The sequence below is a fragment of the Arthrobacter sp. CAN_A1 genome (assembly GCF_015751665.1).
In the GTDB taxonomy this organism is placed as follows: domain Bacteria; phylum Actinomycetota; class Actinomycetes; order Actinomycetales; family Micrococcaceae; genus Arthrobacter_D.
This window is the reverse complement of record NZ_JADOUR010000002.1, coordinates 1-26,880: the sequence shown is the minus strand read 5'-3', so window position 1 is coordinate 26,880 and position 26,880 is coordinate 1. Positions and strand designations below refer to the sequence as shown.

24 protein-coding genes are annotated in these 26,880 nt (G+C 64.4%); 16 read left to right on the top strand and 8 right to left on the bottom strand.

Annotated elements, in window-relative coordinates:
* Positions 1 to 4 precede the first annotated feature (4 nt).
* On the top strand, positions 5 to 1,381 hold the full coding sequence (gene gabT, locus IWX62_RS02905; protein ID WP_196839890.1) for a 4-aminobutyrate--2-oxoglutarate transaminase: 1,377 nt from the start codon (positions 5 to 7) through the stop codon (positions 1,379 to 1,381).
* Positions 1,382 to 1,468: 87 nt separating this feature from the next.
* Here the strand turns inward: gabT and IWX62_RS02900 are convergent, their stop codons facing one another.
* The 3 genes from IWX62_RS02900 to IWX62_RS02890 form a co-directional block, all read right to left on the bottom strand.
* A complete protein-coding gene (locus IWX62_RS02900; protein ID WP_196839889.1) occupies positions 1,469 to 1,711 on the bottom strand; it encodes a helix-turn-helix domain-containing protein in 243 nt (80 codons plus the stop codon).
* Entirely contained in the window at positions 1,711 to 2,352 is a 642-nt protein-coding gene (locus IWX62_RS02895; RefSeq protein WP_196839888.1) for a hypothetical protein, read from the bottom strand. The genes IWX62_RS02900 and IWX62_RS02895 overlap by 1 nt, the downstream gene beginning before the upstream one ends.
* 172 nt (positions 2,353 to 2,524) lie before the next feature.
* Positions 2,525 to 3,187 carry a TetR/AcrR family transcriptional regulator gene (locus tag IWX62_RS02890; protein WP_196840132.1) on the bottom strand — a complete coding sequence of 221 codons (663 nt, stop codon included), beginning with the start codon at positions 3,185 to 3,187 and terminating at the stop codon, positions 2,525 to 2,527.
* A gap of 220 nt (positions 3,188 to 3,407) precedes the next feature.
* Here IWX62_RS02890 and IWX62_RS02885 point away from each other — a divergent pair, with 220 nt between their 5' ends.
* The 4 genes from IWX62_RS02885 to IWX62_RS02870 all read left to right on the top strand — a co-directional run bounded on the left by IWX62_RS02885 (position 3,408) and on the right by IWX62_RS02870 (position 8,228).
* On the top strand, positions 3,408 to 4,775 hold the full coding sequence (locus IWX62_RS02885; RefSeq protein WP_196839887.1) for a flavin monoamine oxidase family protein: 1,368 nt from the start codon (positions 3,408 to 3,410) through the stop codon (positions 4,773 to 4,775).
* 5 nt (positions 4,776 to 4,780) lie between these two features.
* The gene (locus IWX62_RS02880; protein WP_196840131.1) at positions 4,781 to 5,743 is read left to right on the top strand and encodes a universal stress protein; all 963 of its coding nucleotides are present in this window, start codon (positions 4,781 to 4,783) and stop codon (positions 5,741 to 5,743) included.
* Positions 5,740 to 7,266, top strand: coding sequence for an APC family permease (locus IWX62_RS02875; RefSeq protein ID WP_196839886.1), 1,527 nt, complete (start codon positions 5,740 to 5,742; stop codon positions 7,264 to 7,266). The genes IWX62_RS02880 and IWX62_RS02875 overlap by 4 nt, the downstream gene beginning before the upstream one ends.
* Positions 7,267 to 7,385: 119 nt before the next feature.
* On the top strand, positions 7,386 to 8,228 hold the full coding sequence (locus tag IWX62_RS02870; protein WP_196839885.1) for a universal stress protein: 843 nt from the start codon (positions 7,386 to 7,388) through the stop codon (positions 8,226 to 8,228).
* A gap of 100 nt (positions 8,229 to 8,328) precedes the next feature.
* Here the strand turns inward: IWX62_RS02870 and rarD are convergent, their stop codons facing one another.
* Entirely contained in the window at positions 8,329 to 9,303 is a 975-nt protein-coding gene (gene rarD, locus IWX62_RS02865; protein WP_196839884.1) for an EamA family transporter RarD, read from the bottom strand.
* 169 nt (positions 9,304 to 9,472) lie between these two features.
* On the opposite strand from rarD, the gene IWX62_RS02860 reads away from it, so the two are divergent.
* The 7 genes from IWX62_RS02860 (at position 9,473) to IWX62_RS02830 (ending at position 18,570) form a co-directional block, all read left to right on the top strand.
* The gene (locus IWX62_RS02860) at positions 9,473 to 10,897 is read left to right on the top strand and encodes an FAD-dependent oxidoreductase (protein ID WP_196839883.1); all 1,425 of its coding nucleotides are present in this window, start codon (positions 9,473 to 9,475) and stop codon (positions 10,895 to 10,897) included.
* A gap of 177 nt (positions 10,898 to 11,074) precedes the next feature.
* On the top strand, positions 11,075 to 12,382 hold the full coding sequence (locus tag IWX62_RS02855) for a GAF domain-containing protein (RefSeq protein WP_196839882.1): 1,308 nt from the start codon (positions 11,075 to 11,077) through the stop codon (positions 12,380 to 12,382).
* A gap of 137 nt (positions 12,383 to 12,519) precedes the next feature.
* Complete coding sequence (exaC, locus tag IWX62_RS02850; RefSeq protein ID WP_196840130.1) at positions 12,520 to 14,043, top strand: acetaldehyde dehydrogenase ExaC; 1,524 nt, start codon at positions 12,520 to 12,522, stop codon at positions 14,041 to 14,043.
* A 9-nt stretch (positions 14,044 to 14,052) separates the two neighbouring features.
* The gene (locus IWX62_RS02845) at positions 14,053 to 14,448 is read left to right on the top strand and encodes a DUF779 domain-containing protein (RefSeq protein WP_196839881.1); all 396 of its coding nucleotides are present in this window, start codon (positions 14,053 to 14,055) and stop codon (positions 14,446 to 14,448) included.
* Between the two features lie 151 nt (positions 14,449 to 14,599).
* Complete coding sequence (locus IWX62_RS02840) at positions 14,600 to 15,262, top strand: TetR/AcrR family transcriptional regulator (protein ID WP_196839880.1); 663 nt, start codon at positions 14,600 to 14,602, stop codon at positions 15,260 to 15,262.
* A 74-nt stretch (positions 15,263 to 15,336) separates the two neighbouring features.
* Positions 15,337 to 17,904, top strand: coding sequence for an MMPL family transporter (locus tag IWX62_RS02835; RefSeq protein ID WP_196839879.1), 2,568 nt, complete (start codon positions 15,337 to 15,339; stop codon positions 17,902 to 17,904).
* A 60-nt stretch (positions 17,905 to 17,964) separates the two neighbouring features.
* Positions 17,965 to 18,570, top strand: coding sequence for a TetR/AcrR family transcriptional regulator (locus IWX62_RS02830; RefSeq protein WP_196839878.1), 606 nt, complete (start codon positions 17,965 to 17,967; stop codon positions 18,568 to 18,570).
* A gap of 114 nt (positions 18,571 to 18,684) precedes the next feature.
* Here IWX62_RS02830 and IWX62_RS02825 read toward each other — a convergent pair whose 3' ends face one another.
* A complete protein-coding gene (locus IWX62_RS02825; RefSeq protein ID WP_196839877.1) occupies positions 18,685 to 20,178 on the bottom strand; it encodes a catalase in 1,494 nt (497 codons plus the stop codon).
* Between the two features lie 56 nt (positions 20,179 to 20,234).
* Positions 20,235 to 20,684, bottom strand: a complete 450-nt coding sequence (locus tag IWX62_RS02820; RefSeq protein ID WP_196839876.1) for a Fur family transcriptional regulator — start codon at positions 20,682 to 20,684, stop codon at positions 20,235 to 20,237.
* A 105-nt stretch (positions 20,685 to 20,789) separates the two neighbouring features.
* Here IWX62_RS02820 and IWX62_RS02815 point away from each other — a divergent pair, with 105 nt between their 5' ends.
* From IWX62_RS02815 to htpX, 4 genes are all read left to right on the top strand, one after another.
* Entirely contained in the window at positions 20,790 to 21,548 is a 759-nt protein-coding gene (locus tag IWX62_RS02815; protein WP_333483173.1) for an alpha/beta fold hydrolase, read from the top strand.
* Positions 21,535 to 22,236 carry an esterase/lipase family protein gene (locus tag IWX62_RS02810; RefSeq protein WP_196839874.1) on the top strand — a complete coding sequence of 234 codons (702 nt, stop codon included), beginning with the start codon at positions 21,535 to 21,537 and terminating at the stop codon, positions 22,234 to 22,236. The genes IWX62_RS02815 and IWX62_RS02810 overlap by 14 nt, the downstream gene beginning before the upstream one ends.
* Positions 22,237 to 22,291: 55 nt before the next feature.
* The gene (locus IWX62_RS02805; RefSeq protein ID WP_196839873.1) at positions 22,292 to 23,572 is read left to right on the top strand and encodes an MFS transporter; all 1,281 of its coding nucleotides are present in this window, start codon (positions 22,292 to 22,294) and stop codon (positions 23,570 to 23,572) included.
* A 112-nt stretch (positions 23,573 to 23,684) separates the two neighbouring features.
* A complete protein-coding gene (gene htpX, locus IWX62_RS02800) occupies positions 23,685 to 24,563 on the top strand; it encodes a zinc metalloprotease HtpX (protein ID WP_196839872.1) in 879 nt (292 codons plus the stop codon).
* A gap of 84 nt (positions 24,564 to 24,647) precedes the next feature.
* On the opposite strand, the gene putP is transcribed toward htpX, so the two are convergent.
* Together putP and IWX62_RS02790 are read right to left on the bottom strand one after the other, a co-directional pair.
* The gene (putP, locus tag IWX62_RS02795) at positions 24,648 to 26,159 is read right to left on the bottom strand and encodes a sodium/proline symporter PutP (RefSeq protein WP_196839871.1); all 1,512 of its coding nucleotides are present in this window, start codon (positions 26,157 to 26,159) and stop codon (positions 24,648 to 24,650) included.
* A 303-nt stretch (positions 26,160 to 26,462) separates the two neighbouring features.
* On the bottom strand, positions 26,463 to 26,660 hold the full coding sequence (locus tag IWX62_RS02790; protein ID WP_196839870.1) for a hypothetical protein: 198 nt from the start codon (positions 26,658 to 26,660) through the stop codon (positions 26,463 to 26,465).
* Positions 26,661 to 26,880 lie beyond the last annotated feature (220 nt).

Genomic DNA, 26,880 nt, shown 5'->3' with positions numbered 1-26,880 from the left:
CACTATGACCACCCAGACAGTCCAGCCGCAGTTCCGGCTTGAGCAGAAGCGCAAGATCATCGCCGACTTCCCCGGCCCGAAGTCCACCGAGCTGGCCGCACGACGCGCGGCTGTGGTGGCGAAGGGGGTCGCCTCCGGCGTGCCGGTGTACGTAGCCGACGCCGACGGCGGCATCATTCACGACGTCGACGGCAACTCGTTCATCGACCTCGGCTCGGGCATCGCGGTAACGAGCGTCGGGGCCTCGGATCCCGCCGTCGTCGGCGCCGTCAAGGAGCAGGTGGAGCACTTCACCCACACCTGCTTCATGGTCACCCCCTACGAGGGCTATATTGCCGTGGCCGAGAAGCTGGCCGAGCTGACCCCGGGCGACTTCGAGAAGCGCACCGTGCTGTTCAACTCGGGTGCCGAGGCGGTCGAGAATGCTGTGAAGGTGGCGCGTCTGGCCACCGGCCGCACCGCCGTCGCCGCGTTTGATCACGCCTATCACGGGCGGACCAACCTCACGATGGCGCTGACCGCCAAGTCGCTGCCTTACAAGGGTGGACCATCCGGCGATTTCGGCCCGTTCGCGTCCGAGGTGTACCGGCTGCCGATGAGCTACCCGTTCCGTGAGGAAAACCCCTCGATCACCGGCGCCGAAGCAGCGCAGCGCGCTATCACCATGATGGAGAAGCAGATTGGGGTCAGTTCCTTGGCCGCCATCATCATCGAACCCATCCAGGGTGAGGGCGGCTTCATCGTGCCGGCCGAAGGCTTCCTGCCAACGCTGGCAGCATGGGCTAAAGCCAACGGAGTGGTGTTCATTGCCGATGAGGTGCAGTCGGGCTTCTGCCGTACGGGCGCCTGGTTCGCCGTCGACCATGAGGGAGTGGTGCCCGACATCATCACCATGGCCAAGGGAATCGCTGGCGGAATGCCGCTGTCGGCCATCACCGGCCGGGCTGACCTGCTCGACGCCGTTCATCCCGGCGGTCTTGGCGGCACCTTCGGCGGCAACCCGGTGGCGTGCGCTGCCGCGCTTGCCGCAATCGACACGATGCAGGAGCAGGACCTTGCTGCCCGCGCTCTAGCGATCGAGGAGCTGGCGACGTCACGGCTGCGTGCCCTGCAGGAGGACCTCGGTTCCGCATCGATCATCGGGGAAATCCGTGGCCGCGGCGCGATGCTCGCTCTTGAGTTTGTGTTGCCCGGAACCAAAACACCCAACCCGGAGGCCACCAAGGCCATCGCAGCGGCGTGTCTGGAGGAGGGCGTCATCATCCTGACCTGTGGCACCTACGGCAACGTGGTCCGGCTGCTCCCACCATTGGTGATCGGTGACGAGCTGCTGAACGACGGCCTCGACGTCCTCGAGGCGGCCATTCGCGCCGTGAAGTAGCTGCCTCTCCGGACCAGTTCCCCGGACACCCCACCCCCTCCACCAGAGCTCACTCTTCGGCGGAGGGGGTGGTTCCGCGTCCGTGGGTCAGGCTTCCGGCGACGTGGGGCGGATTGCCAGGAGCTCACCCACCTGGCACTCAAGTACCTCGCAGATGGCTTGCAGGGTCGAGAACCGGATTGCCCGGGCCCTGTCGTTTTTGAGGATGGACAGGTTCACGATGCTCATATCGACTCGTCGCCCGAGTTCAGTGAGGGTCATGTTCCTGTCAGCGAGAAGTTCGTCCAATCGGCAGTGAATGCCGGTGGTTTCGGAATCGGTAGGTGGCACTAGATGAGTCCTTCGGTGTCGCGTTGCAGCCGTGAGCCGATGCTGAACGCTCCAGCGAACAGACCACAGAAGATTCCGGTGATCAGGGACAGCAAGTCAGCTGGTCCGAAGTAATACCCGGTCGTGAACGGTGCATCTGCCAGGGGGATACCCAAATCTGCCACGATCGATGAGTGCGCGGAGGAGAGAATGGCCGGCAGGATGAGCGACCCGGCGACAAAAATTGTCGCAATGACACTTAGCCCCACGGTCATGAGCCGGCTGAATGGCCGCCCGCGGTAGATCCGGAGGCTGAGGAACAGAAAGAACATGAGGGATGCAGCGATGAAGAGGAACCCGGCGATCATCGTGATTCCGTAGGGTGCCATCGCCGCTGCGCTGACTCCTTCAACACTGAGTGTGACCGTGTCGAAATAGGCGTCGGAAACGTGCGGGCCCAACCCCGCCAGCGAGCCCTCGGGTGTGACCGCCGGCAGGTATAGCTCGGTCCTGCCTTGCGAAGCCAGAACCAGAAAATAGGCCAACGCCCCTAGTACCAGCAGCGTGAGGAGTGCCATCAGTGTCTGGAAGATGATCAGGCCGATTCGTTCAGCCGTCCGCAGCGAGGTTCGCTGGCGGGATGTGGACGATGCTGCAGTCATGACTTCCTCCAAGATTTAACGTTTATCGCTACTAACGATAAACGTTAACTTACCGATTGTCGATAACCTCCTGTCGCCGAAGAGTGAGCTCTGGCGGGCCGGCGACCGCCGAACCCACCAGAGCTTCGGCGAGACGGGGTTGTCGCGTCCTTGATGGTAGGGAGGGCGTGGATCAGCTAGTCAGCTGTGCCCGGAGGCCGGTGATGAGCGCTTCAAGGCCGATGGCGAAGGCCGCGTCGGCGGAATCCGCCTGCGACGTGTCCCGGCGGCGCACTGCTGCAGTGAACCTTGGGTAGTCAGGGCCCAGGCTGCCGGATTCGAAAATGTTCTCGGGGGCGGCGACGTCGAACGCTGACCCGAAGATGAATGATTCGAGAGCCACGATGGCCGGGATGATGCGATCCTCGGGCCAGCCGGCGTCGAGGAATCCGGTGGTTACCGCCTCATACATGGCGAGCGTTTCGGGGGCGCCGGTGACGGGGAGCACTGCGATTACCGAAATCAGTGGAGAGTGGGCGGCGAACACGCCCCGGTAAGACCACGCCCAGGCGCGAATTGCCTCATCCCAGGGGGCCGAGGCGAAGGCGCTGAAATCCACCTGGGCCATCACCTGATCCTCAACCCACCGCAGCACCTCCTGCTTGGACTCCGCGTGGTTGTACAGGGCCGACGGTGCCACTCGAAGGCGCTGCGCGAGGGCTGACATGGTCAGCCCCTCGTAGCCCTGGCTGGCAATCAGGCCCAGTGCCGCGTCGGTGATCAGATCCCGGGACAGCAGTCCGCGCGGTGGTCGGCCCGCCCGACGTCGACTGGCTGGCGGTCCCACACTTCCCATGACCGCCCCTTCGCCGTCCCGTTGCTGGGGATTCATTCTACTGTTCCTTCATCACTATCGTGCCCGCCTGCGTGCCGGCCGGTCGGTTCAGCTCCGCTTGACTCAACCCGGGGGTGGTGGGGGTGCCCTTTCCAAACCGGGCGAGTATCGCTACAGTATCCCTAATAAATGAATGACGTTCATTTTGTGGCCTGGGCCATACCGTTCGTGAGAGGCAGCTGTGGAGCATTTGGAACGTGACGTAGTGATCGTAGGAGCGGGGCCGTCAGGCCTCACCGCGGCGTGGGAGTTGAACAGGGCGGGACTAAGCGTCGCTGTCCTGGAAGCGCGTGATCGCGTCGGTGGGCGCACCTGGACCGACACCATCGACGGCGCCATCCTGGAGATCGGCGGCCAGTGGGTGTCACCGGACCAGACGGCGCTCAAGGGAATGCTCGAGGAGCTCGGCCTGGGCACCTACGATCGGTACCGCACCGGTGACTCCGTCTACATTGGCGCCGACGGCACCCGCACACGCTACACCGGCGACATGTTTCCTGTCTCGGCCGCCACCGAAGCCGAGATGAACCGGCTCATCGACCTGCTCGACCGCCTGGCAGCAGAAGCGGGCCCCGAAACTCCGTGGACCCACCCCAAAGCCCGGGCCCTGGACACCATTTCCTTCCACCACTGGCTCCGGCAGCGGTCCTCCGATGAGGAAGCCTGCAACAACATCGGCCTCTTCATCGCGGGCGGGATGCTCACCAAACCAGCGCATGCCTTCTCCGCGTTGCAGGCGGTGTTGATGGCAGCTTCAGCCGGCTCCTTCTCCAACCTTGTCGACGAAAACTTCATCCTCGACAAGCGGGTTATCGGTGGTATGCAGCAGGTCTCCGAACGCCTCGCGGACCGACTGGGCGACGACGTCGTTCTGGGTAGCCCGGTCCGCACCCTGCGGTGGTCCGACGGCGGCGGCGTCACCGCCGTGTCCGACACCGTGACCGTTCGGGCCCGCTACGCCGTGATGGCCGTCCCGCCTAACCTCTACTCACGGGTGTCCTACGAACCACCGCTTCCCCGCCGCCAGCACCAGATGCACCAGCACCAGTCCCTGGGCCTGGTGATCAAGGTCCACGCCGTGTACACGACGCCGTTCTGGCGGGCCGACGGCCTGTCGGGCACGGGATTCAGCGCATCATCGATCGTCCAGGAGGTGTACGACAACACCAACCATGAGGATCCCCGGGGAACGCTGGTCGGATTTATCTCGGACGAGAAAGCCGACGCCATGTTCGCGCTGGACCCGGCCGCGCGCCAGCAGGCCATCCTCGAGTCCATCGCCGGATTCCTCGGACCGCAGGCTCTCACCCCCGAGGTCTACTACGAGTCCGACTGGGGCTCCGAGGAATGGACCCGGGGCGCCTACGCCACCAGCTACGACCTCGGCGGCCTCCACCGCTACGGCCCGGACCAGCTGACCCCCGTCGGCCCGATCCACTGGTCCTGTTCCGACCTCGCGGCGGAGGGCTACCAGCACGTCGAAGGAGCCGTCCGCATGGGCCAACAAACTGCCCGCAACATCCTGAGCATCGCAGCCGAAGGAGCATGACGCGCATGGACTACATCGTCGGATACACCGCTGACGAACGCGGCCGCGACGCCGTCAGCCTCGCCGTCGCGCTCGCCCGCCGCCAGGACGCCAACCTTCAGCTCGTGATGGTGATGCCGGAGCATTCGCCCTACAACGCCGTCTACCCTCCCGAGCGGGGATTCGAAAGCATCCTCTCGGCCCAGCTGCAGGAATGGCTGGCCGAAGGCCTCGCCCTGGTTCCCGACGACGTCGCCGCCCGGGCGCACGTCATCAGCGCCGATTCGCAGGCGGGCGGCCTCATCGATGCTGCAGTCGATTCCGGTGCGTCGCTGATCGTTATCGGGGCAAGCTCCCGGGGGCTGCGGAAACGGTTCAACGTGGGCAGCGTCGCGGGCACTCTCCTGCACGCGTCGCCGGTGCCGGTAGCGCTGGCGCCACAGGGTTATCGACGTCTAGACCCGATCACCCGTCTTACCTGCGCCGTGGGTACCCGGGAAGGCGCGGATGAGGTCATCACCGTCGCCGTTGATTCTGCCGCCCGGCGGGGGCTGCCGTTACGGCTGGTTTCACTGGTAGCACTCGACCCGGCGACCGGCACCGACGGAGGCGCGGACGCCGCAGCTGTCGAGGCCGCCCACGATCACGCCAACACCAGGTTGGCTGAGGCAGCGGCGTCCCTCGCCGCCGGCGGGCAGGTCAGCGTCGAAGTAGTCGAGGGCGCCACTGTCGAGGAAGCCATCGGAGCTCTGGCCTGGGATGAAGGTGAAATCCTGCTGGTCGGATCCAGTCGGCTAGCCCAGCACAGTCGGCTTTTCCTCGGGGTCACTGCCAACAAAATCCTGCGCGCATTGACCGTACCCATGGTCGTTGTCCCGCGCAGCTATGTATCAACCGAGGACCCGCCGCGCCAGCCGGAGCGGTCAGATAACAAGCGCTCCGATGCCGGCGAGGGCAAGGACGCCCAACCCACCGAGGTGAAACAGTGAGCACTATTCCTACGAAGGATTCCCGCACCGGATTGAGCCAGAAGGGCCTGAGTTCCGGATCTGTTGGTCTGCTCGGTGCCGTGGTCATCGGCGTGTCGTGTATTGCGCCCGCCTATACGCTGACCGCGGCGCTGGGACCCACCGTGGCTGAGGTGGGAGTACAGTTGCCGGCCATTTTCCTGGTCGGGTTTATTCCGATGCTGTTGGTCGCCCTTGGCTACCGCGAACTGAACAACGCAATGCCCGACGCCGGCACCTCCTTCACCTGGGCCACCCGGGCTTTCGGTCCCTGGATCGGCTGGATGGGCGGCTGGGGGCTGATCGCGGCGACAGTCATTGTGCTATCAAACCTGGCAGCTGTCGCCGTCGACTTCTTCTATCTCATGCTCGCCCAGTTGACGGGCAACGAGTCCCTGGCCGACCTGACCCTCAACCTGCCGCTGAACATCGCCACTACCCTCATCTTCGTTGCCCTGGCCTGCTGGGTTTCGTACCGCGGCATGGAGACCACCAAGGCCGTCCAGTACGTGCTGGTGGGCTTCCAGGTGCTGGTCCTGGGCTGGTTCGCGATTGCCGCGTTTGTCCACGTAGCCAATGGCACGGCCTTCGACGCCACCGCCATCAGCCCCGACTGGTTCAACCCGTTTGCCGTCGAATCCTTCTCAGCCTTCGCCGCCGGGGTGTCCCTGTCGATCTTCGTCTACTGGGGCTGGGACGTCACCCTGACCATGAACGAAGAAACCAAGGATCCGGAGCGGACCCCCGGCCGGGCAGCGACGCTCACCATCATCGTTATCGTGGTGATCTACCTGACTGTTGCGCTGGCAATGCTGTCCTTCGCCGGAGTGGGCGACGGCGAGTTTGGCGCTGGCAACGAAGACAACCAGGGCAGCATTTTCGCCGTCCTCGCCGGGCCGGTGATGGGACCCTTCGCCATTCTGATGTCCCTGACGGTGCTGAGCAGCTCGGCCGCCTCCCTGCAGTCGACCTTCGTCTCGCCCGCCCGCACCCTGCTCGCCATGGGTCACTACCGGGCGCTACCAACGAGCTACGGCAAGATCAGCCCCACCTACAAGTCCCCGAGCTATGCCACCATCGCCGCAGCCGTGGCTGCATCAGCGTTCTATGTGATTACCCGGCTGGTCTCCGAAAACGCCCTGTATGACACCATCACCGCGCTGGGCATGATGATCTGCTTCTATTACGGAATCACCGCCATGGCCTGCGTCTGGTACTTCAGGGCCGTAGCGTTCAACAGTGCCCGGAATTTTGGATTGAAGTTCCTCGCACCATTGCTGGGCGGGGTGATTCTGCTGGTGATGTTCGTGAAGACGGCAACCGATTCGATGGACCCCGAGTACGGGTCAGGATCGGAAATCGGTGGGGTGGGCCTGGTCTTCATTCTCGGCACCGGTGTGATCCTCCTCGGTGCGGTGCTCATGCTCATCATGTACCGGGTCAATCCTGGCTTCTTCCGCGGTGAAACCCTCCTGAAGGGGAGCGCGCCGGCTGAAGTCCAGTAAGCGACCAACCCGGCGGCCAGTGCGGGGTCTGCGCTGGCCGCGGGATAAGGTTACTGGAGCAGATCTGCGACGGTACTCCCGATGCGCCGGTCAGAAATCCGAACCGGAAGGCACGCAGTATGCGTTATGTAGTTGGCTTCACAAACAACGATCGCGGCCGCGACGCGTTGGCACTGGCGACGTCGTTGGCCCGGACCCAGGGAGCCAGCATCGACCTGGTGACGGTCCTCGACCGGCCCCAGGATGGCAGCGTCGGCGCCGGAACCAATCGTGCCCTCGCCGCGCTCGAGGAAGCCATCGCGGGAATCCCCGGCGGCGTCGAGGTGGTACCCCACATCAAACTTGCCGACTCCTTTGCCGAGGGACTGCTGGAAGTGGCAGCAGACCTCGATGCTGGACTGATCGTCATCGGTGCCGCCAGCAATGGCCTGCTGCGGCGGTTCACGGTGGGGAGCGTGGCGAACGCGGTGCTGCACTCATCGCCGATACCTGTCGGTCTGGCTCCCCGTGGCTACCGCCACCGCGACCGGATGACCCGGCTGTCCTGCGCCGTTGGCACCCGTGCGGGCGCCGAAGCGGTTCTGGACGTCGCGGTGGACTCGGCAGCACGCCGGGGCATGCCACTGCGGCTGATTTCCCTCGTGGCGCTGGATGTTAACGAGCAGTCAGACTCCGGCGAGGCCATTAACCTGGCGCACCAGCACGCCAACTCGGTGCTGGCCCGCGCGGGGGAGCAGCTTCCCGAAGGCCACGAAACCACCATCACCGTCGCCCACGGGCGCACCATTGAACAGGCTATCGATGACATCGAGTGGGATCCGGGCGAGATTGTTTTCGTCGGATCGAGCCGCCTCGCCCAGCGCAGCCAGCTGTTCCTCGGATCAACGGCGAACAAGATGCTCCGCGCTCTGCCCGTGCCCATGATCGTGGTGCCACGCGACTGGAACCTTCCCGCCGCCTAGCTCCGAAGAGTGCGCTCTGGCGACCCAGGAACGGGCAAGGTCGCCAGAGCTCACTCCTTGGCGGGGTAGGTGGGGCTCCGCGCGGCGGGGGTAGGTGGGCCTAGACGGCGGCGGTCTCCTCGACCGGTACCGGGCGGCCGGACCGGCGGGGCCTCGAATTCTTGCGCACTGTGCGCAGCATGTCGATGGTGAGCATGGCGAGGGCGACCCAGACCAGGCCGAACCCGACCCAGCGCTCCAGCGGCATGTCTTCCTTGATCACAAAGAGGGCCAGCAGGAACTGCAGTACGGGGGCAAGGTACTGCAGGAGCCCGATGGTGGTCAGTGGCAGGCGCCGCGCCGCAGCGCCGAAGAAGATCAGCGGGACGGCGGTGATGACGCCGGACGCAGCCATGATCCAGAAGTGTCCCGGGCCTTCGGTCAGCACAGTCGCCGCGCCGGTGGCGCTCAACCAGATCATGATGCCGGCGGCGATCGGGGTAAGTACGGCGGTTTCGATGCTGAGACTCGAGACCGCGTCAACCTTGGACCCGACCCGCTTCTTCACGAACCCGTAGAAGCCAAAGGAAAAGGCCAGGGTCAGCGCGATCCAGGGCACGTTGCCGTATCCGATGGCCAGCACCACCACTGCAATAATGCCCACACCAACTGCTGCCCACTGCAGCCTGCGCAGCTTCTCCCGCAGCACAACGACGCCGAGCAGCACCGAAACGATGGGGTTGATGAAGTAGCCGAGCGCCGCTTCGATCGCGTGGCCGGTGGTCACGCCGTACGTGTACACGAACCAGTTCACCGCGATTAGCAGGGCAGCCAACGCCAGCGTGCCGAGGATCCGTGGATCGGCCGCGGCGGTACGGACGGCCCGCCAGGACTTCATGACCGTCAGGAGGAGCGCGCAGAACACCAGCGACCAGAGGACGCGGTTCGCGACGATCTCAATGGCGCTGGCGGGCAGCAGGATCAGGAAGTACAGGGGGAGCAGACCCCACAGGCCATACGCTCCTACCCCGTAGAGGATGCCCGTCGAGTTGTCGCTCCGGGGCTCACGCTTGCTCAGGGTTTCGGTAGGAGTCACGTCGGCTCAAACGCTGGTCTCCCGGAATTTATTCCAGCCAAGCCCAGGTTCGGTGCCGGCGGGGAGATGCCCATCACAGGTTTAGACTGCACCACGTGCGGCATTTAGAATAGGGAACTGTGCGCTAAGCGTGCGTCTGGGTAAGTCGACTAGGGAAGAAGGCCAATCAGTGTCCACCTCAGCTGCGGGACGTCCGCTGCGGGTAGCGATCATCGGTGCCGGTCCGGCGGGCGTGTACGCCGCCGACATTCTGACGAAATCCCAGGAAGTCCAGGGCGGCGACTTTGCCGTCAGTATTGACCTGTTCGACCAGCACCCTGCACCCTATGGCCTCATCCGCTACGGTGTTGCGCCCGACCATCCCCGCATCAAAGGCATCGTCAACGCGCTGCACAAGGTGCTGGACCGCGGAGACATCCGCTTCCTCGGGAACATCAATTACGGACGCGACCTCACGCTCTCGGATTTCCGCAAGTTTTACGACGCAGTGATCTTCTCTACCGGGGCCATCAAGGACGCTGAACTGAACATCCCGGGTGTGGATCTTGAGGGGTCGTTCGGTGGGGCCGAGTTTGTCTCCTGGTACGACGGGCACCCGGACGTGCCGCGCGACTGGCCCCTGAACGCCACCGAGATCGCCGTGATCGGCAATGGGAATGTTGCCCTCGACGTCGCCCGGGTGCTCTCCAAGCACGCCGATGACCTGCTCGCCACCGAAATTCCCGACAATGTGTATGCGGGTCTGAAATCCTCACCCGTCACCGACGTCCACGTGTTTGGGCGCCGCGGCCCTGCACAGGTGAAGTTCACGCCGCTCGAGCTGCGGGAACTCTCCCACTCCCGCGACGTGGACATTGTGCTGTACCCGGAGGACTTCGACTTCGACGCAGCCTCCGAACAGCAGATTGCCAGCAACAACCAGACCAAAACCATGGTGAAGACCCTCACCAACTGGCTGGTCGACGACGAGCCGACCGGCGCCTCCCGCCGGCTGCACCTGCATTTCCTGCACTCTCCCGTTGAAATCACCGATTCGCGCGAGACTCCCGGCAAGGTAGCCAACATGAGGTTCGAGCGCACCGAACTCACAGGCGAGGGCACCGTCCGTGGAACTGGTGAATTCATCGATTACCCGGTGCAGGCGGTCTACCGTGCCATCGGATACTTCGGCTCCGAGCTGCCCGAGGTGGGATTCGACAGCCGCCGCGGCGTCATCCCCAACGAGGGCGGTCGGGTCATCGACCAGGCGGGCGCCCCCGTCCCCGGGATCTACACCACGGGCTGGATCAAACGCGGTCCGGTGGGCCTCATCGGCCACACCAAGGGCGACGCCCTGGAAACCATCGGGTTCCTCCTGGAGGACCGTCTCAACCTTCCGCCGGCTCAGGATCCGTCCGAGAACGCCATCATCGACCTGCTCACCGAGCGGGGCATCCGGTACACCACGTGGGAGGGCTGGCTGAAGCTGGACGCCCACGAACTGAAGCTTGGGGCTAACTTTGTTCACGACGGCGGGACCAACACCGAGCTGGTGAGGGAACGGGTCAAGGTGGTTCCCCGGGACGAGATGATCGCCATCTCCCGCGACGAGTAGCAGGGCGGCCGCCAGCGCCACCTGGGGGATCCTCCCGGGAGACGCGCTTTAGACCCGGCCGTGTGAGTCACCGGATTACCCGGCTCAGGAAAACCTCGAACACCCGCGACAGACCGCCGCCGGCGGCACTAGACTGATCCCACCCCACCGGCGGGGAGACCATGAAGCGGAGTGTCGATGACGCAGCAGCAACTGCCGATTCCGGGGGGACTCACATCGAGAACCCTGCAGCAGTACGCCCACCGTGCGCACGAACGGCTCGGCAGCGCCGCGCCCTACGGCGTGCGAACACTGGTCGGTGAGTCCTGGCTCCGTTCCCTCAAGCACCTGCCCAATCCCGACGCCGTCCAGGCCCCCCTGTTTTACACGGACGATGAGCTCGAGGCGTACCGTCTGGGCCACCCCCTGGCAGCGGTCCTGCCCATCATTCAAAAGCTTCTGGTCCAGCCCAGCATCAACAGCGGCCTGCTGGTCGCTGTCGGAGATGAGAACGGACGCCTGCTCTGGGTCGACGGCGACCGGGAGCTCCGGCGCCGGGCCGAGGGCATGATGTTCGTTGCCGGATCGGACTGGTCGGAGCGGGCCGTGGGAACCAGCGCTCCCGGCACCGCTCTCGCACTGGGGCGCAGCGTTCAGATCGCTGGCGCCGAACACTACAGCCGTCAGGTCCATCCCTGGAGTTGCACTGCCGTCCCCGTCCATGACCCGGACTCAGGAAAGGTCCTGGGGGTCGTCGACATCACGGGTACCGACGACGCCGTCGCCACCCACACCCTGTCGCTGGTGGAGGCCACGGTCGCCGCAGCGGAGGCTCACCTCAGCCTGCACCGGCTGCAGGCCAGGCAACCAGCCCGGAAGCTGGCCGCCACCCCAGCGAATTCCGTCCACCGGGAGGGTCTGCGGATCCTCGGGCTGGACCACGGCGTCCTCCAGTTGGGCCGCACCTCGGTCGAGCTCAGTGCCAGGCACGCCGAACTGGTCACTCTGCTGGCCCTCCACCCGGCCGGACTCAGCGCCGAACAGCTCGCCGCGATGGCCTACCCCGAACACGTGTCGGTCACCACGGTGCGTGCCGAGATGCTGCGGCTGCGTCGCGTCCTGGCTCAACAGTTGCCGTCGCTGGTGCCGCGCTCACGGCCCTACCGGATGCCCCGCGCGGTGCCGGTCGACGCGTCCCAGGTGCTGGACTACCTGCAACGGGGCGCGCACCGGATGGCCTTGAATCTCTACCGCGGGCCGGTGCTGCCCCGGTCGGAGGCTCCCGCCATTGTGCGGCTCCGCGCCGAGGTCAGTTCGCTGCTTCGCGAAGCAGTCCTCAACGACGGCGCCGCGGACGCCGTTCTCCAGTACCTGCAGTTGCCTGAAGCCCACGACGACGCGGAGGCCTGGACCGCGGCGCTGAAGGTACTCCCGCCACGGTCACCGCGGCGGGCCGCCGTCGTCGCCCACGTTGAGCGGCTGGAAGCCGAACTCAATCTTCCCTGACGGATCACCCTGACGGATCACCCTGACGGATCACCCTGACGTGGCAGCGGCAGGTGCAACCCTGGTGCAACTGACGGCTACCTACACTTCGACACATGGACGACGACGTCCTGTTCGGAACCCAAGGAGTCAACCACATGACTGTTTACGCCCAGCCTGGCCAGGATGGATCCAAGATTACGTTCAAGCCACGATACGAGAACTGGATCGGCGGCGAATGGGCTGCACCGGTCAAGGGTCAGTACTTCGAGAACATTTCCCCTGTCAACGGCAAGGTGTTCTGCGAGGTAGCCCGGGGTACCGCCGAGGACATTGAGCTCGCCCTGGATGCCGCCCACAAGGCCGCTCCGGCCTGGGGCAAGACATCGGTGGCCGAACGTGCTGCCATACTCAACCGGGTTGCTGACCGGATCGAAGAGAACCTGGAGATGTTGGCGGTCGCCGAAACCTGGGACAACGGCAAACCCATCAGGGAAGTGCTTGCCGCGGACCTGCCGCTGGCCGCGGACCACTTCCGCTACTTCGCCAGCGCCGTCCGTGCGCAGGAGGGGCGCCTGTCCCAGCTCGACGACGATATGACCGCCTACCACTATCATGAGCCACTCGGCGTCGTGGGACAGATCATCCCCTGGAACTTCCCCATCCTGATGGCCACGTGGAAGCTCGCCCCGGCGCTTGCCGCGGGTAACGCCGTCGTCCTCAAGCCCGCTGAGCAGACGCCCACGTCGATTCTGGTCCTGATGGAACTCCTCAGCGACATCCTGCCGCCCGGCGTGCTGAACGTCGTCAACGGGTTTGGTGTGGAGGCTGGCAAGCCGCTGGCGTCCTCGAAGCGGATCCGCAAGATCGCCTTCACCGGTGAAACCACCACCGGCCGGTTGATCAGCCAGTACGCCAGCCAGAACCTCATCCCTGTCACCCTTGAACTCGGCGGCAAGAGCCCCAACATTTTCTTCAGCGACGTTGCCGACAAGAATGACGCGTTCTACGACAAGGCGCTAGAGGGGTTCGCGCTGTTCGCGTTCAACCAGGGTGAGGTCTGCACCTGCCCATCGCGGGCACTGGTGCAGGAGTCGATGTACGACTCGTTCATGGCCGACGCCGTCGCCCGCACCGAAAAGATGATCCAGGGCAACCCATTGGACACCGAGACCCAGGTGGGTGCTCAAGCCTCCAACGACCAGCTGGAGAAGATCCTCTCCTACTTCGACATTGGACGGCAGGAAGGCGCCAAGGTTCTCATCGGCGGCGAGCGGATCACCCTGGACGGCGACCTGTCCGGGGGGTTCTACGTGAAGCCGACGATCTTCGAAGGCACCAACTCGATGCGGGTGTTCCAGGAGGAGATTTTTGGTCCTGTGGTGTCGGTGACCCGGTTCAGCGACTACGCCGAAGCGATGCAGATTGCCAACGACACCCTGTATGGGCTCGGTGCCGGCGTTTGGTCGCGGAACGGCAACGTCGCCTACCGTGCGGGTCGTGAAATCCAGGCCGGTCGGGTCTGGGTGAACAACTATCACGCCTACCCTGCGGGAGCGGCCTTCGGCGGGTACAAGTCATCCGGCATCGGCCGCGAGAACCACACGATGATGCTGGACCACTATCAGCAGACCAAGAACCTGTTGGTCAGTCACAGCGAAAACAAGCTGGGCTTCTTCTAGGGAGTGGCCATGACAGTCGACGCCACCATTGTGCTCCCGGGCGAGGATTTCTCCCGGGTGGCCCTGACTGAGCCGTCAGTTCAGCTGCTCAGGAAACTGTGGGACCTCCACGGTCCGCTGATGTTTCACCAGTCGGGTGGTTGCTGCGACGGGTCGTCGCCAATGTGCTATCCGGCGGGTGACTTCATCACCGCGGAGGCCGATGTCCTGCTCGGCGTGCTGGATATTGGTGCTGGGACGGGTGAGCCGGCCCAATTGATCGAGTTCTGGATGTCCCGTGAACAGTTTGAGTACTGGAAGCACACGCATCTGACGGTCGATGTGGTGCCCGGCCGGGGGAGTGGATTCTCGGTGGAGGCTCCGGAAGGGGTGCGGTTCCTCATCCGGTCCAGGCTGATGTTCTAGACACCCGGCTGACCTGAGTCCTCCCCGAACAAGCTGTCCGGCCCATCTTCACATGGGCCGGACAGCTCTTCGTCCGGGCGAGGTGCAGACGTGACAAGATACACACCCGGAGTACTTGCACAGGATGCAAAATTGCACTTAGTGTAACAATGTGAATACTTCGATCGCCCCGGCCGACGCTGCCCCGCTCACGGAAGCCGCCGACGTCGTAGCGCCCGGCCGCCGCGAACAGAACAAGCTCGACACGCGACGCGCCATTGCGGCGTCTGCCCTGGACCTGGCGCGCGCCCACGGGCTGGGAAACTTCACTGTGGACCAGGTGGCCGCGGAGGCCGGGGTCTCCCGCCGGACCTTCTTCAACTACTTCCACAGTGCCGAAGAAGCACTCACCACCTCCACCGATGCGTTGCTCGAATTGGCGGCCGCTGAATTCATGGCCCGGCCCGCCGACGAGCCACTGCTGGACGCGATGCTTGCCGCGCTTGCCGCCATTGCCAAGACTGACAACCTCAGCGTCTGCGGCGAACTTTTCCGGATGGCCGAGGGAAGCGCCGAACTGATGCGCAGCCAGCTGCATGCCTGGGAGCGGGCGGAAGCCAGGATCGGCCAGGCCGTCAATGAACGCATGGGCGGCAACCTCGACCCGCTTTACCTTCTGGCCCTGGTGGGGGCTGTACTCTCCTGCGTCAAGGCAGCGATGCAGGTCTGGGCGGCGGCCGCCGAGAACCCACAGGACGGTTCAGCGGCCGACCTTGAAGACCAGATCGTCGGCGCCCTCTCCATGCTGCGTGACGGATTCAACCACCCCCGCTAGCCCCCGGTCAGTGACGACCGCCACAGCTTTCCCACTTACTTCATCAATCAACTGATCGAACCGAGGAACACTTCATGGCACACCTGCTGTACCGCCTAGGCAAGTTTGCAGCACGACAGCGCTGGTGGGTTGTCTCAGCCTGGCTCGCCATCCTGCTCGCAGTCGGGGGCTCGGCTGCCGCGTTCTCGGGAACGCTCAGCAACAACTTCACCATCCCGGGCACCGAGTCCCAGCGGGTCCTCGATGAGCTGCGCGACACCATGCCCGACGCCATCGGGGGAATGGGGACCATCGTCTTCGAAAGTCCCGATGGCGCCATCACCGCAGAACAGCAGGCTGCCGTCGAGGCTGCCCTCGACGACCTCGGACAGGTGGAGGGCGTCGAAGCGGTCATCAATCCCTTTGACGTATCCCGCCAGCTGGAGGAAGGCCGGACCGGCATCGAGGAGGGCCGGGCGGAGCTTGAGCAAAGCACCACTGACCTGGAGGCCGGCGCGCAGCAGGCCGAGGCGGGACAGGCGCAGCTCGACGCCGACCGCGCCGAGTTTGAACAAAGCCGCGACCTGCTCCCGCCGGAGCAGGCACAGGCCATCGAAGCTCAGCTTGACGACGGTCAGGCGCAGCTCGACGCTTCCCTGGCCGAGATTGAGGAGGGACGAGCCCAGCTGGAGGACGGCGGCACCGAACTCGATCTCGCCGAGCGCACCCTCGACGCATCGTCGGGAATCCGGTTCGTCTCCGACGACGGCGCCGCAGCGGTAGCCAGCGTCCAGTTCGACTCACCGGTCGACGCTGTGACGCTCGAAACCCGTGAAGCAGTGCAGGTGGCCGCAGACGCAGCCACCGAGACCGGCGTCAACGTGTTCTACAGCAAGGAAATCGTTCAGGACATCTCCGAGATCTTCGGATTCGCCGAGATCATCGGTCTTCTGGTAGCTGTCATTGTCCTGATCGTCATGCTCGGCACCCTGGTCGCCGCCGGGTTGCCGCTGCTGATGGCCATCGTCGGCGTCGGGGTGGGTGTCGGCGTGACGTTCGCCCTGACCGGTGTTATCTCGATGAGCTCCATCACTCCCGTGCTGGCGCTGATGCTCGGTCTCGCCGTCGGGATCGACTATTCGCTGTTCATCGTGAACCGGCACCGGACCCAGTTGCTCCGCGGCATGGACCTGCAGGAATCGATTGGCCGTGCCACCGGCACCGCAGGCAACGCGGTCCTCTTCGCCGGCATCACGGTGATCATCGCCCTCGCCGCCCTCGCGGTCCCGGGCCTGCCCTTCCTGACCCTCCTCGGGTTGTCCGCCGCCGGCACAGTCGCCGTCGCGGTCCTCGTTGCGCTCACCCTCACCCCCGCGCTGCTCGGCTTCATGGGCCGCAAGGTCATCTCCCGCCGCCGGTGGGCCAAAGCCGAAGCCGAGTCAGGTCTGGATGCCTCGCACGAGCAACTGCAGCGGGAAGCTGATCGCCGGGCCGCCAGCGGTCGCGGCTGGGGCGGTTTCGCCACCCGGAAGCCAATCCTCACGCTGATCGCGGGTGTGGCAGCGCTTGCCGTCATTGCGCTGCCGGCTCTTGAGCTCAGGGTGGGCCTGCCCGACGGCGGATCCGAGCCCGTCGACTCAACCGCCTACCAGGCCTACGAGCGTGCCGGGGAATACTTCGGCGAAGGAACCAACGGCCCGCTGCTGGTCGTCGCCAATCTTCCCGCCACCGAAACCGATGCCAAGCTGAGCGAACTTCAACTCGAGGTCGCCGACCGCCTGGCGACTGTGGACAACACCGCGGCCGCTGTTCCGGCGGGCGTGAGCGACGACGGACGCACCGGCATCTTCCAGGTCATCCCCACCGAAGGACCGGCCAGCGAAAGTACCGAAGAACTGGTCCGCGAACTACGCGATTCGGCTCCCGCGATCGAATCGGACACGGGGGTGCTGATCTCGGTGACCGGCCAGACCGCGGCGAATATCGACGTGTCAGCGAAACTGATGGAAGCCATGCCCCTGTACCTCGGGATCGTTGTGGGCCTGTCACTGGTCCTGCTGCTGCTCGTATTCAGGTCCATTCTGGTACCCCTGATTGCGACGGCGGGCTTCCTGCTGTCGCTGCTGGCAAGCTTCGGCGCCACCGTGGCCATCTACCAGTGGGGCTGGTTTGGTGACATCTTCGGGGTGACCAACCCGGGGCCGATCCTGAGCTTCCTGCCGATCATCCTCATCGGTGTCCTGTTTGGGCTGGCCATGGATTACCAGATGTTCCTCGTGTCCGGCATGCGTGAAGCATGGGTGCACGGCGGCAGTGCGAAGAGCGCGGTCCGGGTGGGCTTCAGCCACGGCGCACGGGTGGTGACCGCCGCCGCCATCATCATGGTGGCAGTGTTCGCCGGGTTCGTGTTCTCCCACCTGACCATGGTGCGGCCCATCGGCTTCGGCTTGGCCTTCGGTGTCCTGGTTGACGCTTTTGTGGTCAGAATGACCCTGGTACCCGCGGCCATGTACCTGCTGGGCCGGCATGCCTGGTGGCTACCGAAGTGGCTGGACCGCATTCTCCCAGACGTTGATGTGGAAGGCGCCCGCCTGTCCCAGGTCGCCCCCGAATATGCCGACGTTGCTACAGATGATGTCGATAAGGTAACAGTAGAGCGGTGAAGCGGTTGCGGGAAAGGTTCTGTTCCAGGATCGGTCCCGTGCCAACGTACTATTCGAGATATGGCTCGACCTCCCAACCCGGAACGCAAGAAGGAACTGCTCGATCAGATCCTTGACTACTTGCTGGACAAGACCTTCGCCGGACTCAGCTTCCGCACGCTTGCCGATGGTCTGGGCATCAGCAGCTATGTGCTGGTGTACCACTTCGGTAATCGCGAGGAACTGGTCAACCAGATCGTCCACCATATTGAGCGTCGTGATGAGTCGGTCAAGATGCCCAATCCGGAGGATCTCGACCGCGAGGAATTCCGCGAATGGTCGCTGGCCTCCTGGCGTTGGACCCAGATTGAACGGAACCGTCAGTTGCAGCGGCTGGAGTTCGAGGCATCCCTCCACGACGCGGTCAGTGCCACCCCGCGGGAGAGCGCTGCGGCGAAGTTTGAGTACTGGCACGGGTTTATCAGGGATTGGCTGGTGACCCAGGGGATGTCCGCTGAACGTGCTGATACCGCGGCGCGGATTCACATCTCCGGTGTCTACGGCCTGCAGTATGACTTCGTGGTCAACCGCGACCGGCAGGCCGTCGAAGCCGCCCTGCTCCTGATGATGGATTATTTTTTCGATGGCCTGGACCGGGCGCTTCAGCAGGAGCAGCGCTCCAGGTAACGGCGCCCAACCCTCAGGGAACAGTGTGAAGAGACAACAGGGATAAGGGCCAACAGGGTTAAGAAAGGAAAGGCGGGTCCTCGCGGGCCCGCCTTTCCTGTACTACTGCTGTGGCTAGACCTTGTTGGCGGCCTCAGCATGGGTGTTGCCACCGGTGGTGTCGCTGCCCAGCGCTGCGCGGAGCTTGGCGCCCAGCTCGGCGTCGACGTTGGTCCAGTACTGGATGGCGCGTTCCCGGATGGCGTCGATGGTCACGCCACCCACGGCACCGGTGATGGTGTCGAGGAAGCGGGCCTTCTCGCCGTCGTCGAACACCTCGCGGTACAGGGTTCCGGCCTGGCCGAAGTCGTCATCCTCGGCGTGAAGGGTGTGAGCGGCGCGCACCAGATCGCCGTCGTTCTCCCAGCCACCGTGGGGACCGTATTGTGCCGGATCCGCCGCGGGTCCACCGACCGAGTTCGGGGCGTAGACCGGGGTGGACGGCGAGTTGAACGAGTACCGTGCCGCCCCGTCCTTGGAGTAGTTGCGGACCTCGTTCTTCGGCGCGTTGACGGGCAGCTGCGCGTGGTTGGTGCCAACGCGGTAGCGGTGGGCATCCGCGTAGGAGAAAATACGGGCCTGCAGCATCCTGTCGGGGCTGGCAGCGATGCCGGGGACGAAGTTCGACGGCGCGAAGGTAGCCTGTTCGATCTGCGCGAAGTAGTTCTCCGGGTTGCGGTTCAGGGTGAGCTTGCCGACCGGGATCAGCGGGTAGTCGCCCTGTGGCCAGACCTTGGTCAGGTCAAACGGGTTGAAGCGGTAGTTCTTCGCGTCGTCGTACGGCATGACCTGGACCTTGAGATCCCAGCTGGGGAAGTTTCCAGCAGCGATATTCTCTGACAGGTCGCGCAGGTGGTGGTCAGCGTCCGAGCCGGCGAGTGCCTCGGCTTCGTCTCCGGTCAGCACCTCGTGGCCCTGGTTGGACTTGAAGTGGTACTTGACCCAGAACTTCTCGCCACCCTCGTTGATCCACATGTAGGTGTGTGAGCCGTAACCGTTCATGGTGCGCCATGAGTTGGGCAGACCGCGATCGCCCATCAGCCAGGTCACCTGGTGTGCGGACTCGGGGCTGAGGGTCCAGAAGTCCCACTGCATATCGGCGTCGCGCAGGTTGGTGCCCGGCAGGCGCTTCTGCGAGTGGATGAAGTCGGGGAACTTGATGCCGTCGCGGATGAAGAACACGGGGGTGTTGTTGCCGACCAGGTCGTAGTTGCCTTCGTCGGTGTAGAACTTCAGGGCGAACCCGCGGGGGTCGCGCCAGGTGTCGGGTGAGCCCTGCTCGCCGGCAACCGAGGAGAAGCGCAGCAGCGTTTCGGTGATCGCGCCCGGCTGGAACAGGGACGCCTTGGTGTACTGGCTCACGTCTGAGGTGGCCTCGAAGACGCCGAAGGCGCCGCCGCCCTTGGCGTGGACTACACGCTCGGGGACACGCTCGCGGTTGAACTGTGCGAGCTTCTCGATCAGGTAGTGGTCAGTCAGGGGAATCGCGCCGTCGCGTCCCAGGCTGGATGAGTTGGCGTCATCGACGACTGGTGCACCGGATTGGGTAGTGCTGAAGTTCGTGGACATCTGGCTCCTTTGTTTCTTTCGGTGAGGAATCGGGGTGGTTTGTGGGGTGGGTGAAACTAGCGACAGTCCGCGCAGAGGCCCTGATAGACGACGTCGGCAATCTGGATGGTCATGGGGGTGGTGCCATCCGGCCACTGTGGGGTAAGGCAGGGGGCGTGCCCGACGGCGCAGTCAACATCCTCAATGCGCCCGCAGCTGGTGCAGACGGCGTGGTGGTGGTTGTCGTTGACCCGGGTCTCGTAGCGGGCGGCGGAGTGGGGTGTCTCGATTCGGCGCAGCAACCCCAGCGCGGTGAGGTCAGCAAGCACCACATAGACCGATTGGACGGTGATGTCCGGCAATCCGAGCCGCACGCTGGCAGCGATATCGTCGGTGGTGGCATGGGGGGAGAGCTCGACGGCGGCCAGCACGGCCAGGCGCTGACGGGTCACCCGACGACCGTGGGCACGCAGGGCAGTGGCCCAGAGCGTCTCCGCAGCGTTCGGTGATGGTGCCGTCTCGATCATGACCCCAGTCAACCACCTATTCTGAGGAACTCATAATAGGTGCGGCGCTGGCGGTGAAGGGCACGTCCGTTAGGTACCGTTGATGAATTACTGAGAGGGGTGTCCATGAGCCGGTCCATCTGGGAGCACTCCCAAACCGTGGTGGTGGGGGAGGTGTCCTGCGCCGTCCGAACCGTGGGAACGGGCAGCCGTAAGGTGGTCCTGATCCATGGCATCGGGGTCTCCGCCCGCTACTTCGAGCCGTTGGCCGCCCATCTCGCGCTGACCTGCACCGTGCTCGCCATCGAGCTTCCCGGCTTCGGGGCAATGCCAGCGCCACGCCGCAGGCTCACCATCGAGGAGTTCGGCGGGATTGCTGCCGCGGTGATGCGGACCCTGACGGTGCGGGACGCCGTCGTCGTCGGGCATTCGATGGGATCCCAGGTGGCGACCGAGGCGGTGCGTGCGGCGCCCGACCTGGTGGAGAGGTTGGTTCTCCTGGCGCCCACCATCAACGACCGGGAGCGCACCGTTTCGACACAGATGAAGCGGCTGGCGCAGGACACCCTGCGGGAATCACCGGCGGCGAACTACATCGTGGTCTCCGACTATTTCCGGGCCGGGATGAGGTGGTACCTCAAAACCCTGCCGTCGATGCTGCAGCACCGACTGGAAGAAGCGCTCCCGGAGATTAGCTGCCCGGTCGCACTGGTCCGCGGTAGCCGGGACCCGATTGTGCCGGCCGACTGGGTGCTTCGGCTCGCCGCGACCGGCCGGGACGTGACCACCGCCGAGATTCCCGGCGAGCCGCATGTGATGATGTACCGCTCGCCCGAGGCCACCGCCCGGCATTGTCTCGGGGAAACCTCCCATGCTGCCCCTTAAGCGCGGCTGGTCCTGGGTGCTGGACTACGCGTACGTGGGGTTCTGGCAGGTGCACGGGTTACTCTTTCGCGAAGACCCGTCCCGGTACCTGACGCCGGATCCCGGCCCGGATGGTGAGGCAGGTCGGCCGGTGCTGCTCATTCCCGGCATCTATGAGACCTGGCAGTTCATGCGTCCGGTCGCCGTCCACCTCGCATCAGTGGGGCACCCGGTCCATGTGGTGCAGCAACTGGGGTACAACCGGGGAACCGTCCAATCGATGGGGCGGTACGTGGCTGACTACCTCGCCGCTCACGATCTGACCGACGTCGTGCTGGTTGCCCACAGTAAGGGCGGGCTGATCGGCAAATATGTGATGACGCAGCCCGACGTCGCGGACCGGGTGCGGCAGCTGATTGCCGTCAACACCCCGTTCTCCGGTTCCACCTACGCCAACTTCTTTGTCCTGCCCAGCATTAGGGCGTTCTCCCCGCGGAACAGTTTTCTGCGGACCCAGCTGGCCAACATCGCGTCGAACGCGCGGATCACTTCCATCTACAGCAGCTTTGATCCCCATATCCCGCAGGGGAGCGAACTTCCCGGGGCCGCGAACATCGAACTGGAGACGATGGGGCACTTCAGGATCATTGGCGACAAGCGCCTGCTCGGCGCCGTCGACCGGGCGATTGCCGACCACCAGTCCAGCTGATCCACCCCGTGCTTATGGTTGCTGAGGGACACCATATCGCCGCTACACTTCGTAGGTGCCCAAACTTTTAGCCGACATCACGCCCCTTAAAGAGAGTCCGGCGTTCCGTCGGCTGTTCTTCGGGATGGCTCTCTCGGCTGTCGGCACCCAGCTCACTCTGGTGGCCGTGAGCCTTCAGGTCTACAGCCTGACCCAGTCCAGCCTGAGCGTCGGTCTGCTCGGGCTGTTCGCGCTGGTCCCGCTGGTGGTGGCGGGACTTTACGGCGGGGCGATCGCGGACGCCCACGACCGCCGGAAAGTGGCACTGGTCTCCGGGTTTTTCCTGTGGGGAAGCACCATGGCCATCGCTGCCCAGGCCTGGGCCGGGCTCGATAACGTGTGGCTGCTCTACTGGTTGGTCGCTGTCCATTCGGGGGCGGCAGGCATCAACCAGCCCACCCGCACGGCGATCATCCCCCGACTGGTCCGCCCCGAACTGCTACCGGCCGCCAACGCACTGAGCATGATCACGTTTGGACTCGCCATGACCGTAGGCCCGCTGTTCGCAGGGCTGCTGGTGGCTCAGGTGGGCTACGGCTGGACCTACACGATCGACGTCGTGACCTTCACCGCCGCCCTATGGGCGCTGTTCAAGCTGCCACCCCTGCCGCCGGAGGGCAAGGTCAGGAAGGCAGGCCTGGCGACGGTGCTGGAAGGATTCAGGTACTTGGGCACGCGCCCCAACATCCGGATGACGTTCCTGATCGACCTGGCCGCCATGGTGATGGCACAGCCGCGGGCGTTGCTGCCAGCGATCGGCGCGGTGCTGATCGGGGGCGGGGAACTGACCGTCGGGATCCTGCTGGCGTCGGTCGCCGTGGGAGCCGTTCTCGCTGGCCTGTTTTCGGGGCCGTTGGGCCACATCCACCGCCAGGGCCTGGCCGTGATGTGGTCAGTGATCGGGTGGGGTGCCTCGATCAGTGCCTTTGGGCTGGTGGTGGTCATGGCCGGCAACTCCCAGGCCGCACCGCCGGACGAGCTGTCCCCGTGGATCATTCCGGCAGCGTTGTGCCTGGTATTCGCCGGGATTTCCGACTCCATCAGTGGCGTGTTCCGCAGCACCATCTTGCAGTCAGCGACCCCCGATGCGATGCGTGGGCGGCTGCAGGGTGTGTTTATCGTGGTGGTGGCTGGCGGTCCGCGGCTGGGTGACATGGTGGCAGGCACTAACGCCGAGTGGCTGGGCGAGGGGTGGACTGCCGTCTTCGGCGGCCTGCTCTGCATCCTGCTTGTGATCATCCTGATGAAGCGTCAGCCCCGCTTCGCGCAGTACGATTCACGTAACCCGGAACCGTAGCCCGGTGCAGTAACAGCCTGGCAGATGGCGCAGTGCGGTAGGTGGAACAGCTGAGTATTTTGATGCGTTGTACTGGGTGATTGATCGATACTTCAAGGAGTTGGCAGGTTCAGTGCACAATCATTTCAACGGCCCGAAGACCATCATGCTGTTCGGTGCCCTCATGGGAATCTTCCTGGTGTTCGGTGCCGTCATCGCTGGCGCCACGGGTAGTTCCGCGTTCATCTGGATCTTTGCCTTGATCGGTGTGGGCTCGGTAGCCTACAGCTACTGGAACAGCGACAAGCTGGCCATCCGTGCCATGAGGGCGGTGCCCGTCACCGAGGAGCAGGCGCCGGCCATGTACCGGATTGTGCGCGAGCTGAGCACCAAGGCCAACAAGCCCATGCCCCGCCTGTATGTGTCGCCCACGATGGCGCCCAACGCCTTTGCCACCGGCCGTAACCCGGAGAACTCGGCGGTGTGCTGCACGCAGGGCATCCTGAATCTGCTCAACGAACGCGAGCTGCGGGGGGTGCTGGGCCACGAGCTGATGCACGTCTACAACCGCGACATTCTGCTCAGTTCCATGGCGGCAGCGGTGGCCGGCGTCATCACATCCGTGGCGCAGATGTTTGCGTTCACCGGCATGATGGGCGGCAACCGCAACTCGGGCGGCAACCCCATCGCTGCGATCCTGCTGGCGGTCCTGGCCCCGTTTGCCGCAGTCCTGGTGCGCTCAGCGATCGGGCGAACCCGTGAATACGATGCTGACGAGGACGGCGCCAAACTGACCGGCGATCCGCTCGCTCTCGCCTCGGCCTTGCGCAAGCTGGAGCGCGGCACGCAGCAGGCGCCCCTTCCGCAGAGCCAGCAGCTGGTCAATACCTCGCACCTGATGATCGCCAACCCGTTCAAGGGCGGCGGGGTCCAGAAGATGTTCGCGAGCCACCCACCCATGGACGATCGGGTCCAGCGCCTGGAGCGGATGGCGGGCCAGCCGCTTCGATAGGTCTTTCATGACAACGACGACGGCGGCGCCACCCACGCAGGGAGGCGCCGCCGTCGTCGTACTCGGGTGTTTCGGGGTGCTGGGTTAGACGGTGGCCTTGTCTTCGGCAGCTATCCGCTTGAAGGAGCGCGTGCCTTTGACGGCAAGATCGAACTCGGCGTCGATATCGGCGTTGGGCTTGTAGGTCAGCTTGCTGACGACGACGGCGATGACCAGGTTCAGGAAGAAGCCGGGGACGATCTCGTACATGGTGTCGGCGAGCGCTGAGTTTCCCCAGGTGAACACGACGACGGCGCCAGCGACCATACCGGCGAGGGCGCCGGGCATGGTCAGTTTCTTCCAGTACAGGGAGAGCAGGACGGTGGGGCCGAAGGCGGCCCCGAACCCGGCCCAGGCGAACGCGACCAGCGACAGGATTGACTCGTTGCGGCCGGAGGCGAGGACGATGGCGACGATGGCGACCACCAGGACACCGAGACGGCCGAGGACAACACCCTGTTTGTTGGTCAGGGTGCGCTTGGAGACCATGTTGTAGAGGTCCTCGACGAGTGCTGAGGAGCAGACCACTAGCTGGGAGGAGATGGTGCTCATGACTGCTGCGAGGACCGCGGCGAGAATGATGCCGGCCACGAAGGGGTGGAAGAAGGCCTGCGACAGGTCGAGGAAGACCGCTTCAGGATCCGTGAGGGACAGGTTGGGGTTCTGCTGGAAGTAGGCGATGCCGACCAGGGCAGTGGAAATGGCGCCGACGACGGTGAGCAGCATCCAGGCGATACCGATGCGGCGCCCGGCGACTGCATCCTGAGGGGTGCGCATCGCCATGAAGCGGACGATGATGTGCGGCTGGCCGAAGTAGCCGAGACCCCACGACGCTGCCGAGATGATGGCGACCGTTGAGCCGCCGGCGACGATGTTCAGGAGAGACGGATCGACTTCGCGGATGGAGGCGGTGAGGCCGCCGAAGCCACCCACCTGGATGAGGCCGATGATCGGGACGAGGATCAGTGCGACCAGCATCAGCAGACCCTGGGCGACGTCGGTGTAGGTGGCGCCCATGAAGCCGCCGAAGAGGGTGTAGGCAATGGTGATGGTCGCGACGATGATCATGCCCACGGTGTAGTTGGAGTTGAACGAGCTTTCGAAGAAGACTCCGCCTGCGACCATGCCGGAGGAGACGTAGAACGTGAAGAACACCAGGATGATGATTCCGGAGACCACCCGCAGAATGCGGGTTTTATCCTTCAATCGGTTTTCGAGGAAGCTTGGGACGGTAATCGAATTGTTCGACACCTCGGTGTAGCTGCGCAGTCTGGGGGCAACAAATTTCCAGTTCAGCCAGGCGCCGGCGGTCAAACCGATGGCGATCCAGATTTCAATCAGACCCGACATATAGATGGCGCCCGGAAGTCCGAGGAGGAGCCATCCTGACATGTCGGAGGCTCCGGCGCTGAGGGCTGCCACGCCCGGCTTGAGTCCACGGCCGGCGAGCATGTAGTCGTCGAGGTCCGAGGTTCTCTTGAAGGCATACCATCCGATTCCGAGCATGGCGCCCATATAGATCACCATTGCGATGATTTGGAATGTCTGGTCGGGCATGACGAGGTCCTCTCATATGTTTCTTGGAATTTGCTGAGTGCAGCCGCCGACTATGCCAAAGACGAGCGTTATTCCCTAATAAGGTGATAGTCCTCACGTGCGCCGGAACGGCTCTTTACCCTTTCGCCGGGTGCGCATCTCCACCTTCGCCGGGTGTGCACTCGCACCCTTCGCCGAGCGGTCAGTTCTGGTGGGTCGACGCCGTTTTGAGTCGCCAGATCTCACACCTGGGCGGGTTGGTTGCCGGGTGTTCGGGGAGTCCGGTGTAGCTAAGACCGACTCTTTCTCGCGATCGCCTGCGGTCTAGCCGCGACGCAGCGCGATGACTGCCCGCGCCCCGAAAACGGCAGCTCCAAAGGCGATCACGCAGGATCCGAGGACCATGTACCAGGTCTCAGAACTGAGGAAGGAGACCATGGAGAGTATGGCGAGTGCCGCCCCGCCAAGTCCTTCGCCAAGCTCCTTACTGGATGAAGCCCCGGTTCGTGTCGTCGTCGCCATGTCCTGAGCATACCGGCGCCTGTGGCCGCAGGCGTTGGCCCGGGAGCGGTTTGGAAGCCCTGATCTAGACGGGTTAGAAAGAGGTTGGAAGGGCTAGAACGGTGGTGGGGTTTCTGGGGTGGGGTGTGTTGGTGGTGGGTCGGAGGTGGTGAGGTAGGTTTCGCCGAGGGGTGAGATCGCGATGATTGTTCCGGGTTTGGGTTGGGTGTAGCGCCAGTAG